At 69.0% G+C, this 13712-nt stretch carries 13 protein-coding genes; 4 read left to right on the top strand and 9 right to left on the bottom strand.

Annotation, left to right across the window (positions count from 1 at the left end; genetic code table 11):
- Positions 1-17 precede the first annotated feature (17 nt).
- Together IPG65_RS04800 and IPG65_RS04795 are read right to left on the bottom strand one after the other, a co-directional pair.
- Positions 18-440 carry a PaaI family thioesterase gene (locus IPG65_RS04800; RefSeq protein ID WP_293188125.1) on the bottom strand — a complete coding sequence of 141 codons (423 nt, stop codon included), beginning with the start codon at positions 438-440 and terminating at the stop codon, positions 18-20.
- Positions 440-1960 carry a mechanosensitive ion channel gene (locus tag IPG65_RS04795; RefSeq protein WP_293188124.1) on the bottom strand — a complete coding sequence of 507 codons (1521 nt, stop codon included), beginning with the start codon at positions 1958-1960 and terminating at the stop codon, positions 440-442. The genes IPG65_RS04800 and IPG65_RS04795 overlap by 1 nt, the downstream gene beginning before the upstream one ends.
- A gap of 246 nt (positions 1961-2206) precedes the next feature.
- Here IPG65_RS04795 and IPG65_RS04790 point away from each other — a divergent pair, with 246 nt between their 5' ends.
- Entirely contained in the window at positions 2207-4537 is a 2331-nt protein-coding gene (locus IPG65_RS04790; RefSeq protein WP_293188123.1) for an AAA family ATPase, read from the top strand.
- 174 nt (positions 4538-4711) lie between these two features.
- On the opposite strand, the gene IPG65_RS04785 is transcribed toward IPG65_RS04790, so the two are convergent.
- From IPG65_RS04785 to IPG65_RS04775, 3 genes are read right to left on the bottom strand one after another with little or no spacing between them, the layout of a single operon-like run.
- Positions 4712-5209 carry a GNAT family N-acetyltransferase gene (locus IPG65_RS04785; RefSeq protein ID WP_293188122.1) on the bottom strand — a complete coding sequence of 166 codons (498 nt, stop codon included), beginning with the start codon at positions 5207-5209 and terminating at the stop codon, positions 4712-4714.
- Positions 5202-5474 (bottom strand): DUF1778 domain-containing protein, encoded by a 273-nt coding sequence (locus IPG65_RS04780; protein ID WP_293188121.1) that lies wholly within the window; start codon positions 5472-5474, stop codon positions 5202-5204. The genes IPG65_RS04785 and IPG65_RS04780 overlap by 8 nt, the downstream gene beginning before the upstream one ends.
- 26 nt (positions 5475-5500) lie before the next feature.
- Positions 5501-5830 (bottom strand): hypothetical protein, encoded by a 330-nt coding sequence (locus IPG65_RS04775; RefSeq protein WP_293188120.1) that lies wholly within the window; start codon positions 5828-5830, stop codon positions 5501-5503.
- Between the two features lie 1166 nt (positions 5831-6996).
- On the opposite strand from IPG65_RS04775, the gene IPG65_RS04770 reads away from it, so the two are divergent.
- From IPG65_RS04770 to IPG65_RS04760, 3 genes are all read left to right on the top strand, one after another.
- Complete coding sequence (locus tag IPG65_RS04770; protein ID WP_293188119.1) at positions 6997-7584, top strand: hypothetical protein; 588 nt, start codon at positions 6997-6999, stop codon at positions 7582-7584.
- The gene (locus IPG65_RS04765; protein ID WP_293188118.1) at positions 7544-11194 is read left to right on the top strand and encodes an SdrD B-like domain-containing protein; all 3651 of its coding nucleotides are present in this window, start codon (positions 7544-7546) and stop codon (positions 11192-11194) included. Before IPG65_RS04770 ends, IPG65_RS04765 begins: the two co-directional genes overlap by 41 nt.
- Positions 11195-11396: 202 nt before the next feature.
- Positions 11397-11744, top strand: a complete 348-nt coding sequence (locus tag IPG65_RS04760; RefSeq protein ID WP_293188117.1) for an IPTL-CTERM sorting domain-containing protein — start codon at positions 11397-11399, stop codon at positions 11742-11744.
- Between the two features lie 188 nt (positions 11745-11932).
- Here IPG65_RS04760 and IPG65_RS04755 read toward each other — a convergent pair whose 3' ends face one another.
- From IPG65_RS04755 to IPG65_RS19300, 4 genes are all read right to left on the bottom strand, one after another.
- Positions 11933-12541 (bottom strand): 3'-5' exonuclease, encoded by a 609-nt coding sequence (locus IPG65_RS04755; RefSeq protein ID WP_293188116.1) that lies wholly within the window; start codon positions 12539-12541, stop codon positions 11933-11935.
- Between the two features lie 30 nt (positions 12542-12571).
- Complete coding sequence (locus IPG65_RS04750; RefSeq protein ID WP_293189946.1) at positions 12572-12976, bottom strand: type II toxin-antitoxin system VapC family toxin; 405 nt, start codon at positions 12974-12976, stop codon at positions 12572-12574.
- A 5-nt stretch (positions 12977-12981) separates the two neighbouring features.
- Positions 12982-13272, bottom strand: coding sequence for an AbrB/MazE/SpoVT family DNA-binding domain-containing protein (locus IPG65_RS04745; RefSeq protein ID WP_293188115.1), 291 nt, complete (start codon positions 13270-13272; stop codon positions 12982-12984).
- A 160-nt stretch (positions 13273-13432) separates the two neighbouring features.
- The gene (locus IPG65_RS19300; protein ID WP_366820517.1) at positions 13433-13693 is read right to left on the bottom strand and encodes a DUF4274 domain-containing protein; all 261 of its coding nucleotides are present in this window, start codon (positions 13691-13693) and stop codon (positions 13433-13435) included.
- Between the last annotated feature and the right edge of the window lie 19 nt (positions 13694-13712).

Genomic DNA, 13712 nt, shown 5'->3' with positions numbered 1-13712 from the left:
ACCGGCTGGGCGGCGGGTCACAGCAGGGCATAGGTGGTGCTGGCGCGGCACACGCTCTTGCCGTTCTGGGCGCCGCGCAGCTCGATCTCGCCGAAGGCCAGGCTCTTGCCGGCGCGTAGCACCCGGGCGTCCACCAGCGCGTCCTGGCCGGCGAGCGGGCGCAGGAAGCTGGTGCTGAGCTGCACCGTGGTGCAAGGACGGAACTGGCCGAAGTGCCGCATCAGCGCCAGCACCATGGCGGTGTCCGCGGCGGCCATCATGGCCTGGCCGCACAGCACGCCGCCTTCGCGCACCAGGGCGGGCGTGAGCGGCAGGCGCAGCAGGGCGCTGCCGGGGCCGGCGTCTTCCACGCGCAGGCCCAGTGCCTGCACCCAGGGGGCGAACAGCCCGGCCAGCGCCGCTTGCAGGGCGGCGGCATCCGGGGCGGCGGGCGCGGCCATCAGGGCTGATCGTCGGCGGAAGGCGGCGTGCCGGACGCGGGCGGCGCGCCGCAGTTCGCGCCCTTGTCGCGGCACAGGCAGTCGGCCCAGCGCGAGGCCAGGCGGCCAGCCGCCTCGCGCCCGCCCAGGCCAAAGGCCAGCGCCACGGCGACGGCCACGGCGCCCAGGGTCAGCCCGAAGGCCAGGTTGACGATGTCGTCGGCGATGCCCATGGCGCGCAGGCCCATGGCCAGCACGATGCCCAGGATGGCGAAGCGCGCCACCTTGGCCAGCACGGTGCTGCTGCCGCTGGCGCGGGCGATGGCCTCGTGCGCCACGTTGGCCAGCATGAAGCCGATGATCAGGATGGCCGAGCCCAGCAGCACGTCGCCGGCGAACTCGACGAAGGTGCCGATCATGTCGCTGAAGCGGTGGAAGCCGAGCTGGTTGCCCGCCTCGACGGTGGCGAACAGCATGGCGAACAGCAGCGCGATGCGGCCGACCAGGGTGGATGGCGCCACCGTGCGGAAGGCCTCCTGCATGCCCAGCTTGGCCGGCACCGTGTCCAGCCCCACGTTGGCCAGCAGGCTGGCCAGCAGGCGCGAGGCGAAGGTGGCGACCATCCAGGTCACCACCAGGATCAGGCCGGCGGCGACGATGCGCGGCACCGCCTCCAGCAGCATCGCCAGCATGTCGGTGGCGGGCTGCGAGATGGCGGCGATCTTGAGCGCGTCCAGCGCCGCGATCAGCGCCGGCACGAACACCACGATGAACACCAGCAGGCCCGCCAGGCTGGAGATCTGCACCGTGTCGGCCAGGCCCGCCTTGTGGCCCACCTGGTCGGCGCCGGCCGAGCGCAGCAGATTGGTCGTCAGGTTGCGCAGCACCGTGGCCACGATCCAGCCCACGCCGCCGATCACCAGCGCCGCCACCGCGTTGGGCAGGATGTCCAGCGCCTTGGTGGTCATCTCGCGCAGCGGCGACAGCAGCCCCTCCATCTGCAGCGCGCCCAGTACCGCCGGCACGAACAGCAGGATCACCAGCCAGAACAGCGCGTTGGACAGGCTGTCGCTGATGGGCGACATGTTGGCGTGCTCCGACAGCTTCTCGTCCAGCGTGGTGCGGTCCAGCAGCTTCTGCGTCAGGCCCCGCACCAGGGTGGCCGCCAGCCAGGCCAGCAGCGCCAGCAGCAGCGCGCCCAGCAGGCGCGGGGCGTATTCGAAGAGCTGGGTGGTCAGCGCGGCGAAGGAGCCCGACACCATGGACAGGTTCAGCGCGTTGAACATCGCCGCCAGGGTGAGCAGCAGCACGATCCAGAACAGCGCCAGCCCCACCACGCCCTCGATGTCCGCCTTCTGCCCCGTGGCGCCGGAGAAGCGCTCATTGAGCCGCAGCGCCCCCAGGCCCTTGCGCGCGCCGGCCTTGACCAGCGCGGCCACGAACCAGCCCACGATGAAGATCGCCAGCGCGCCCAGCACCTGGGGGATGTGGGTGCCCAGGGAACCCTGCAGTGAATCCCATAGCGTGGTCAAGCCATTCATCTTTAGTCACTCCTCGCACAAAAATCAACAAGTCCAGCCGATGATCGCCCGTGAGCCCGTCCGAGTCAACCGCCGGACCGTCATCCGCGTTGACGGCATTTTCGCGTCGGAGCGTGCATTTTGGGCATGGCGCGCCCCGGCCGCGGGCCGGCGCCCGGCGAAGTGGTCTTCCCCCGCCGCGGCGCTTGCGTTATGGTGAAACGCGTGGTGCCCGCTGGGCGCCCGCGCTTTGTACAGGAGGCTGGCATGGTGAAGCGGTCGATTCAGGTGCATGACAAGGCGGGCTTGCTGGCCTCGCCGGGGCTGGCCGGCGCGCCCGTGCTGGACCTGATGTGCTCGCACTTCGTGCTGACCCTGGCCGCGCAGCAGGGCAGCAAGTTCAACGTGCGGCGCGACATCAACGGCCTGATGGCCCTGGCCGGGCGCCACCTGATCTGGCCCGAGCCGGTGCTGCTGCGCCTGCGCGAGTTCCTGGCCCGCCGCTGCAAGGACAACGAGTTCTGGCGCGGCCACGAGCAGTTGCCCCCCGCCGAGTTCCTGGAGCGCCACGGCGTCTGGCGCGGCCCCTACGAGGAAGGCACGCTGTTCTTCTACCTGGACGAGTACGCCAAGGACGCGCCCAAGGACCTGCTGGCGCTGCTGGCCAGCACCGGCCAGTGGCTGCGGCTGGCGCTCAAGAAGCAGTCCACGCTGGTCGAGAAGAACATCGACGCGCTGGCCAACCTGCTGCAGCTCAACAAGGCCGAGCGCGCGCTGCTGCTCTACGGCACCCTGGCGCGCTACCAGCGCGATCTGCGCAGCCTGCTGGTGGAGTTCAAGGTCAACAACGCGCCCGAGGCCCATGCCGCCATCGCCGACTTGGCCGGCGTGACCGCCGCCGAGGTGGGCGAGGCGCTGCGCGCCGGCGGCCGGCTCGAGCGCATCGGCCTGGTCGAGAACCTGATCTCCGAGCACAGCATCACCGACCTGGCCGACCTGATGAAAGTCAGCGAGAAGCTGCCGCCCGTGCTGATGCGCGAGTACCGCGACCGCGCCGAGCTGATGGCCGTGTTCACCCGTCCCGCCGCCAAGAGCGATCTCCAGGCCGAGGACTTCGCCTTCGTCGGCGACGACGTACAGGTGCTGATCCAGTTGCTGCGCCGGGCGCAGGCCACGCAGGCCGTGGGCGTCAACGTGCTGCTCTACGGCCCGCCCGGCACCGGCAAGACCGAACTGGCCAAGGTGGTGGCGCGCCAGGCCGGGCTGGCCCTGTTCGAGGTCGAGTACGCCGACCGCGACGGCAACAGCCTCTCGGGCCGCGACCGCTACCGCTCGCTGCAGATCGCGCAGGTGTTCCTCAAGGGCTCGCAGGAGGCGGCGCTGCTGTTCGACGAGGTGGAGGACGTGTTCCCGCCCCTCAGCATGGACGCCGCCGGCCTGATGGCGCGCCAGGAGCAGATGCTGCCGGCCGCCGCCGGCCACAGCGTCAGCGGCAAGGCCTGGGTCAACCAGATCCTGGAGAGCAACCCCGTGCCCACCCTCTGGGTCACCAACCGCATCGAGCAGATCGACCCAGCCTTCCGCCGCCGCTTCGCCTACCACCTGGAGCTGACCTCGCCCCCGCCCGGCGCGCGCGAGCAACTGGTGCGCCGCGCCCTGGACGGCGTGGCCGTGAGCGACCCCTTCGTCGCCAAGCTGACCGAGCGCAAGGGCCTGACGCCGGCGCAGATCCGCACCGCCGTGCGCTTCGCCGGCCTGGCGCACCCGGACGACGCGCCCGGCGGCGAAGCCTTCGAGGCGCTGATCGAGCGCCAGTTGAAGAACTCCGACGCCGCCCTCGGCCGCAAGCCCGACAGCGCCGCCCAGGGCCGGCGCCCGGTCACCACCTACGACCTGGACATGCTCAACGTCGAAAGCCGCTTCGAGATCCCGCGCATCGTCGAGGCTTTGAAGGCGCGCGGCCACGGCGCCCTGTGCTTCTACGGCGCGCCCGGCACCGGCAAGACCGCGCTGGGCGAGTACATCGCCGCGCAGATGGGCCAGCCGCTCATCGTCAAGCAGGCCAGCGACCTGGTGAGCAAGTTCGTCGGCGAGACCGAGCAGAACATGGCCGCCATGTTCAAGGAAGCCGCCGCCGAGAAGGCCGTGCTGCTGCTGGACGAGGCCGACAGCTTTTTGCTGGACCGCCGCGGCGCCCAGCGCAGCTACGAGGTGACCGAGGTCAACGAGATGCTGCAGCAGATGGAGCGCCACCACGGCGTCTTCATCTGCACCACCAACCTGCTCGACCGCATCGACCAGGCGGCGCTGCGGCGCTTCACCTTCAAGATCAAATTCAAGCCGCTCACCGCCGCGCAGCGCGAGAAGATGTTCGTCACCGAGGCCCTGGGCGGCGACGCCGCGCGGCTGACCGATGACGCGCGCCGCCGGCTGGCCCGGCTGGAACAGCTCTGCCCCGGCGACTTCGCCGCCGTGAAGCGCCAGTGCGACATCCTGGCGGCCGAGTTCTCGGTGGAAGAATTCCTGGAGCAGCTCGAAGCCGAGCACCGCATCAAGCCCGAGGTGCGCGAGCAGCGCTCGATGGGCTTCGTGCCGTGACCCTGGCCAGCCAAGGATGCACTTCACGATTCGCGCGCCGCGTGCATCTGCGGACTCGGGCGGTCTGCGGCGTTGAAAATGCTCGCAATAGCTGTGGCTATTGCTGCGCTTTTCGCCTTGCATCCCATCCCGATCCGCAGCGCCCGCTTTCCGCTCGACTCGTGAAGAGCATCCCTAACGGCTTTTTTGCAGCGGAAGGTACAAGGTGAGCGGCTGGCCTGCAAAGGCCCTGAACCCGTGGTGCTGGTAGAAGGCTTTGGCGACGTCGTTCTTGGCATCGACGAGCAGCGCAGAGGCGGCCACCTGTTCGCTGGCCTTCAGGCCGCGGTCCACCGCGCAGCCCAGCAGAAGCCGCCCCAACCCCAGGCCGCGCTGGTCGCCGCGGCAGGCCAGGCGTCCCATGCGAAAGCAGGGCACGGGGTAGCGCGGCAGCTTCTTGCGGTCGGCCTCGCCCAGGCCCGCGGCATCGACTTCAGCGGCACTGAGGGTGTAGTAACCCAGGATGCGGGACGGCTCGCCCGGCGGCGTGAGCACGAACACCGACGTGATGCCGCGCCTGCGGTGCTGGTCGGCGTAGCGCTGCAGGTCGTCATTGAGTTCAGGAACCCCGCAGTCGAACCCGGCCCGGTCGTGCAGCGTGGGGTCGAGCGGCGCTTCCTCGCACTCAAACACGCCGAACCTGCTGTCGGGCCTGCGCCAGGGCTTTTTGCAGGGCGGCGTTGGGGCTGAATGCCGTGTCCAGCGCGGCCGTGAAGGCGGCGAAATCGCGCTGCGACAGCGTGATGCGGGATTCGCGCTCCAGCAACTGCTGCGCCTTTTCCTTGGCCGCCGCGCGCACGAACCCGGCCATGGTCGTGCCCATGAGGGCGGCGGCCTTGGCGATGACGTCCTTTTCCTCGGCGTCCATCTTGAGATCGAAACGGGCGGTGGTGGTCATGCGGGTTCCTGTCTGAATACGGAATTTTACCGTATCAAAGCGCCGATATGGCAACGGCGCTCACTGCCGCACTTTCGCTCGATCACCGCCACGCGCACCGGGTCGGGCACCGCCTCGCCCGGTGCCACGGTGGCGCTGTTGTCGTGCACCTGCACCTGCGCCAGGTGCGGCAGCAGCGCGATCAGGTTGGCGACGGCGGCGGGCCAGCGCGCGCGGATCGTGGCCTCCGGGATGTCGTGCCCGCCCCGGGCCACCCGGGCGCGCACGCGCGCGATGTGCAACTCGGGCGAGGCCAGGCCGCAGAACCACACCAGCACGTCGTGCGTGCGCGCGGCGGCCACCAGCCTGGCGGGCACGGTGCGGCCGCCCAGCGTGTCTCGAAGGCGTGGCTGCGGCCCCGCGCCAGCGCGTCATCGAGCCGGCGCATGCCCTCCGCCCAGGCGGCGGCGTTGGCGGCGGCCGGGTCCCCAAGCCGGTGGCGGCGCGCGGCTCACGCGCGAAGCTGTCGGGGTTGAACCAGGCCAGGCCGGCGCGCGTGAGCAGGTGGCCGCCGACGGAGCTTTTGCCGGCGTCGTTGACGCTGGCCAGCACGCAGAGAACAGGGCGGGTGGGGCGGGTGCTCATTTCAAGCGAAATCGGTTTGTGGCCGGCGTTCGGGGTGCATTGGAGGCTATTAAATTAATAGCTGTCGACATAGTATTCACGCTGGCTCAATGCCTATTTGACCTGAAAAATCCATCGCCGTCGTGCCCCCTGCCGGGCAGGGTGAGCGGATCTGAATCCGACCCATTTCTCCCACTTCCTGACCGCCGGACACCGCCCCGTGCTGCCAGTCCATGCAGCCCGGCGATGCGCCATGGCGAGGCCGAGATCACGGCGGCGATGAGCGATTCGCAGCCCTGCATGGCCATTGCATATCACTGGATAGCGTGAGCGCGTGACGAAAACAACGCATCGAATGATCCTGCATCAAGAAAATGCCGCGCCGTCATGTCTCACCGCGCTCCCGAATAATTAAGTCAAAAGCACACAGTTTCTTAAAAACCGAACGCCGAGATCGCGCGGCGTACGCAAGGGCCGCGCTGATCTTGGGGGCCGTGGCCGGCGACGTGAACGCCCGGGCCACGCACTTCTCCACCCTCTGGCGACCGCCTTCGCCGACACGCTGGGGAGCACGACCCCATCGGCATGGAAGCGGTGCCACCGGGCATGGCAACGGCAGGCCGCGTGAACCCGTGCAAACGTCACGCTCGGCGGCCATTGGTCCACGGCTCCTGTTGCCATGTGTTTCGAATCCATGATAATGCCGTGAATTTTGACAATCTTCTTGTAATAATGACCGCGAAAAGGGGATAACTGTGTTTTTATTCAGTAAGTTTGATAAAATCGGCCATCGGCCATCGGCCATCGGCCATCGGCCATCGGCCATCGGCCATCGGCCATCGGCCATCGGCCATCGGCCATCGGCCATCTAAGTCCTAGTCCCAGGCTCCGCGCCAGTCTCGCTCTCCTGCTCGGCGCCTTGCTGGGCACCGCCCCCGCCTTCGCGGGGGTCATCCAGTTCAACTACGGCATGCTGGCCTCGGGCTCGGCGCCCTTCAGCGGCGTCCCCTTCGTGGCGGGCCAAGACCCTGGCGAGGGCGATCAGTACGTCCGCACCTTCGATACCGTCGATTACCGCGTTGGCTATTCGCTCGCGCCCGCGGCGGCCAACCGGGTGCTCACGGTGTCGATGGGCACCGCCACCTTGCCGGGCGGCTACGCCGGACCGGCCCTGACGCCGGCCCAGATCGCGTTCTTCCGCGTCACCGATCTGCCGGTCGACGCCAACGGCTGCAAGAACATCAGCGCCACGCCCGTGCCGGCGCCCACCCCAGGCACCACGCCCACGCAGTCCGGCATCACCGCCGACGGCCAGACCATCGTCTGCGTGCAGCCCGACTCGGGCAGCGCCAGCACGCTCAGCTTCCGCGCCACCGTGGGCGGCGCGGTGCCGGGCGGCACCACCATCGCGCCGCCCACCATCACGCTGTGGTCCGCCCGGGAATGCGCCGCAGTCCAGCCCCACGGTGCTGACCGACGCCAACGCCCAGCCGCCGCGGTACGGTAGTCCCACACTCACCGTGTCGGCCGCGCCGCGCTGGGTGGTGGACAAGCGGCCTTCCCCGATAGGCGCCCGCTTCATTCCCGGCTCAGGCCCGAACCAGGAGGATGGCTACGTCGTCGGCTTTGCCATCGGGGTCAAGGCGGTCGGCTCGCGCAAGGGCCTGGAGCCGTTGCAACCGGACTGGAGTTTCGACGACGACTTCAGCAACGGTACCAGCTACCCCGGCTCCCAACTGGTGACCTGGAACATCGTCAACGACTACGCCACCATCCGCATGGCGGCGGGCACCGAGCCGACCCAGCAGAATGCCTGCGGCGACGTTCGCAGTCAGTTCAGCGCTGGCGACGCCCCATTCGACTGGAACTATTCTTTGACGAACGACCTGGGCGCCACGGCCAGCACGTCGGGCGTCACCGTGGCGCGCGGCGGTGTGTGCACCGTCGACAGCGGCAGCGTGAACAACACCGCCAAGACCGCCAGCTTCAACGTCACCAACACCAATTTCTCGCTCGCCCACTTTCCCACGCGGAGCGGCAGCGGCGGCGCGATCCTGGTCACCAGCGACCTGGACGCCGCCTCCAACGAATGGTGGGTGGCCAACAAGACCGTGCTGGTGTGGATCCCGTTGGACGGCCTCACGCCCGGCCAGGCTTACGAAGTCGACAACAAGGCCACCTTGAAAGGCAAGACTTTGACCGGGCAGGACTACACCAGCCCGCAAGCCGAGGCCAAGGCGCGGCTTGATCACCAGGTTGCTGGCGGCTTCCGCAAGATCTACACGACCTTGGACACCTGGAGTGCCAATGCCTTGACCGGCGCCAACATCGACATCCTGCCGCGAGATCCCAACATGACGAGCGACACATTCGTCAACCAGGCAGCGCCAGGCCAGATGTTGGCCGCGCGGCTTCACATGAGAGCGAATGCAGCAGGTTTCGACGCGGGCTATGCGTGCGAGAAGATCGACAACGCCCGCCTGAGCTTTGCCGACCTGCGCACGATTGCGACGGCCTCCGCGAGCTATCGAAAGGATGCGGGCACAGGCATCCTGACAAGAACCCTCGCAGGGGATCCCGCTTTCACCCTGAATTGGCAGTTGGGCGTGGGCGGCACGGGCACGACGAACAACGGCTGGGACAGCCACAGCAGCGTCACCGGTGAGTACGAAATCACGGGTGTGGGCAATCCGCTTCAGTCGGGGGCCAACGCTGGCACCCAGGCCACTGCCGGGTGCGCCGATGGCGATGCCACGTGGTTTGACTCCATCGCCGCGCTGGAAGCCGCGGGCCATACCCTGGCCGACGTGACGCGCGTGCGCGGCAGCTACGACGAATTTCCCGCCAGCACCCAGTTGCTCTTGTACTTTCCCCTGCAGGTCAGAAGCAACTACCGCCACGACACGACCGACCTGGTGCGGCAAAACTCCAACGCCAACCCACCCATCACCACGGTGACGCATGCGGTCGGCGATGACACACTGGAGTCGATCAGCCCCAACCAGGCGTTCTGGCAGGGTGAAACCGGCGTCGGCGACCCGCTCCGCTCTTCCGACGCGCTGCGCATCACCCGCACCGAGTACGTGGGCATCACCAAGACCGCGCTGGCCCCCTACCAGCCCGGCGGCCCGGTCAGCCGCGCCTCGGCCGTCACCTACCGCCTGGTGGTCAACGCGACCAGCAGCACCGACGCGCATCCGGCCGACATCGTCGTCTGGGACGTGCTGCCCCAGCACGTGGCGTACCGGCCCGGCAGCTCCAGCTTCGGCGGCACGCCGATCGCCGACCCGGTGTGCGCGGCGCCCGGCGTGACGCCCAGCGGCCCGTTCGCCTCCGGCTCGGTGGCCCCGGGCTTCCAGGCGTGCAGGTGGACGCTTGCAAACCGCACCTTCGTCAAGGCGCCCATCGGCGACGCCAGCGGCGACCAGCCGCCGCTGCAGTTCACGGCCGTGGTCTCGCCCACGGCGCCGACCAATATCACCCTGCTCAACACCTCGGTGGCCGACTCGCCATTGAACCGGCGCCTCGACGCCATCTACAACGGGGCTACCCAAGGCTTTCAATGCGCGCCGCGTCCCGGCCTCGGTGCGGGGTCGGGCAGCTCGTGCAGCATCGGCAACTACAGCCTGCGCATCTCCAGCGATTCAGGCCTGGTGATCGACAAAGCCGTGAGCGCGGGCGCGGTGCCGGCCAACACGGGCTTCGAGTACGTGCTCAGCTACACGGCCGTGGGCAACCCGCTGAACGACGTGCGCCTGCTCGACGTGCTGCCTTACGCCAGCGGCGATGCGCGCGGCAGCGCTTACGCGGGCACCTTGCGCCTGGCTGGCCCCATCGCCGCGCCCGTGGCTGAACCTGGCGCCGTGGCGGATGCCGCCATGGCGGTGCGCTACACCAGCAATGCGCCGGGCGACATCCACCGCGATCCTTACCACGCCGGGCACAACCTGGTGGGCACGGGCACCAACTCTGCCCTCGGCACCAACTGGTGTACCTCGGCGCAGTTCGGGGAGGCCAACTGTCCGGTCGATGCGGGCGCGGCCACCGCCATCCTGGCGCGGCCCCTGGGCAGCGCCCAGATGCCGGCCGGGGGCAGCTATCGCCTGCACGTGCCGGTGCTGGCGGCGGGCAATGCCCAGGGCAACGTGTACTGGAACGACTTCATCGCCGATTCGTCCAGCCTGCAGGCGCGCCGGCCCAGCTCGAACCTGGTGCAAACGCGCGTGGTGATGCCCGACCTGGTGCTGGGCAAGACGGCCGCGCCGGGGGAGCTGAAGCACGGGGAGACGGCGGTGTTCACCATCCGCGTGGCCAACAACACGGGTGAGGACATGGGTGCCATCCTGGCCAACCCCGCGCCGACCATCGTGATGACCGATCCGATGCCGGCTGGCCTGCTGGCGCAACTGCCGGCGACGGGCACCGACTGGAACTGCGGCGCCTCGACGCCGGCCGAGGTGCGCTGCCAGTACACCGGCGCGCTGCCGATCCTGCCGGGCGCCCAAGTGGGGGGCGACATCACCGTCACCGCCCTGGCCACGCCCGCGGCCGCCACTGGCGTGCGGCTGGACAACTGCGCCGGCGTGGGTCTGTCGGGACAGGCCGAGGCGAGCACCGGCAACAACGGCGGCTGCGCGGGGGTGACGGTGAGCGCGGTGGAGGGGCTGGCGGTGTCGGGCCGGGTGTATGAGGAGAAGAGCGGCAACACGACCGATGATGGCAACGCCACCGACCCCGGCATCGCGGGCACGAGCGTGCGGCTGGTGTGCACCAACCCTGCGTTCGACCAGAGCACCACCACGGACGCCGAGGGCGGCTACAGCTTCACCGGGCTGCAGTCGGGCGCGCAATGCACGCTGACGGAGACGCAGCCCAGCGGCTACACCAACGCCTACAACACGCCGGGGGTGGGCGGCACCGGCCAGACGGGGGACAGCGGCACGGGCGACAGCACCATCACCCTGACGATGGGGACGGTGGATTCCACCGGCAACAACTTCGCCGAGAAGCGCACGGCTGCGGCGCCGACGCCGGTGCCGGTGATGGGCTGGCCGGGGCTGGCGCTGCTGGCGCTGCTGCTGGGCGGCCTGGGCCTGAGCCGCCGCAGGGCGGGCTGAGCACTGGCGGCCTTTGAGGCCGCTTGCTGACACGAGAAGGAGCGCATTTAGCGCTCCTTTTTCATGGTTTGCCGGATCGCGAATGCCTGCCGTGAGGCCCATCGGGCGCGCATTCGCCTGGATCGAGTGGGGGGCCTGAAGGCATCCCGGTTGGGCGTAGGATGGGCGCCCCCTTACCCAACCGGGACCCTCAAGGAATGGCATGCAGATTTTCGTCAAGACACTGACCGGCAATACCATTGCGCTCGAAGTCGAGTCGAGCGACACGATTGAGAACGTCAAGCAGAAAATCCAGGACCAACTGAATATCCCGCCCGATCAGCAACGGCTGATCTTCGCCGGCAAGCTACTGGAAGACGGCCGCACGCTCGCGGACTACAACATCCAGAAGGAATCCACGCTGCACCTGGTTCTGCGCCAGCAGCCCCGGATCGCGGCCGTGCCCACGCTGTCACCGATCGGCCGGGGTGCCATGGCCCTCGCGCTGGGCCTGGGTGCCGTGCTGCGCCGCCGTCGACGCTTGTCCCGCGCCATCGCGCCAGGTCATTGACCCTAGAAACGGCAGTTGACCGCTTGTCACCCTCGGGAAAGCCGCGTGAGCATTGACCTCGACGGCTTCGATGACCTTCACCTTTCGGGTGAGAGCGCTACGCACCCGCCAGCACCGCGCTCGCCGCGCCATGCGGCGTTGCTCCTCCTTGCGGGGAAATGGGGGGAAATGGGGTCAGATTAAAATTTTCACCCGGCATGCCGCGCCAGCAGCGCACCCACGGCGGGCTTGGCGCAGCGCTGCAGCGTCTGCAGCAGCGCATGCGAGGGCTCGGCCACGCGCCAGCGCGTGCGCAGGTCGTGCTGCATGCGGGCCAGCAGCGCGGCGGCCATCTCGGCGTCGGCCAGCGCCCGGTGCGCCTGGCCCGTGCGGGGCAGGCGGTGGTAGTCCACCAGCGTGCCCAGCTTGTGGCTGGGCGCCTGCGGGTACAGGCGGCGCGACAGCAGCACCGTGCAGGCGAAGGGCTGCGGCGCGGCCAGCCCGGCGCGGGCCAGCTCGGCCTGCCAGAACTTGCTGTCGAACGCGGCGTTGTGCGCCACCATGGGCGCATCGCCCACGAAGCGCGCCGCGTCCCGCATCACCCCGACCGCCTCGGGCGCGGCGCTCACCATGGCGTTGGTGATGCCGGTGAGCTGGGTGATGAAGGGTGGAATCCACGCGCCGGTCTTCATGAGGCTCTGGAACCGGTCCACCACCTGGCCGCGCTCCAGCAGCACGATGGCCACCTCGGTCGCCCGCGCGCCCTGGCCGGGCGAGATGCCGGTGGTCTCGAAGTCGATGACGGCGATGGGGGGCATGCGGCGGTGGCGTCCAGTGTGAGCCCGGAGCTACCCTGCGTCAGCCCAGTTCTCCAACGCCAACGCGTCGATGCGCTGGAACTCACGCAGGTTGTTGGTCACCAGCACGCAGCTCAAGGCCAGCGCATGGCAGGCGATCCACAAGTCGTTGCCGCCGATGGGCGTGCCGGCTTCCTTCAGGCGCGTGGCGTGGCGGGCGTAATGCGCGCACAGCGCAGCGTCTGCCTGGTAGCGCACGGGCACCTGCCGCACCAGCGCGGCAAGCTGGCGCCGCACCTCTTCAGGGCGGGTGCTGCGCTCGGCGCCCTTGAGCAGTTCCGCGTAGGTGATGAACGACATGCACAGGCTGTCATCGGGCGCCAGGCGGTCCACGCGCTCGGCCACGCTGGCGGGGCGGTGCTTGATCAGGTAGATCAAGGTGTTGGTGTCCAGCATGTAGATCACAGCGGCTCGCGCTCCTGCGGCGCGTCGGGGTCGCGGCGGTCTGCCTCCAGTGCCTGCACGAAATCGGCATCGAACCCGGCCAGCGCCTGCAGCAGGTTGTCGCCCCGGCTGCCGATGGCGTTCAGCGGGTGCAGCACCAGATCGCCGTCGGCGTTGCGGCTGATCTCCACCTGCTTGCAGTCCAGACGGAATTCCTGCGGGATGCGCACGGCCTGGCTGTTGCCGTTCATGAACACCCGGGTGCTGGTGGCGTGCAGGCGGGTGGACGCATGCGGTGTGGACATCATGACGGCCTCAATTGTGTGCACTTTGATGTGTGTATTCTAATCGAGTCGCCGCTGCGGGTGAAGCGCGTTGCATTGAGGAAGCGCGGAGGGGGCCAGGTTTTGCCGCTTGCCTACACCGCCGTCGGTCAAGGGGCGTCTGCCGTGGCGGCCAGCGGTGCCGTCAAGGGTGGTCCGGGCTGCCGGGCGCGGAAACCCCCGCGCATGGTCCGCACCCAACGCCCGCGCGTTCCAGCTCCGTTTGCGTGGCGGCGCGGGCCCGCGGGTCGTCCAGCAGCTCATGGAACTGCCAGTAGATGAGCAGGGCGGTGCCCGCATCGCATTCGGGGTGGCGCAGCACGGCGCGCAGCGGCCCGAAGCCGTCATCGGCGTTGTAGCGGTGGCTGAAGTGGTCGAGTTCGCCAGCGGTGACGAACCGTGCGATGGGGGCGCCGGCCGCGTCG

This window comes from Ottowia sp., from assembly GCF_016703145.1.
Classification (GTDB): Bacteria; Pseudomonadota; Gammaproteobacteria; order Burkholderiales; family Burkholderiaceae_C; genus Ottowia.
The sequence above is the reverse complement of the archived record's forward strand: the minus strand, read 5'-3'. Positions and strand labels throughout refer to the sequence as shown.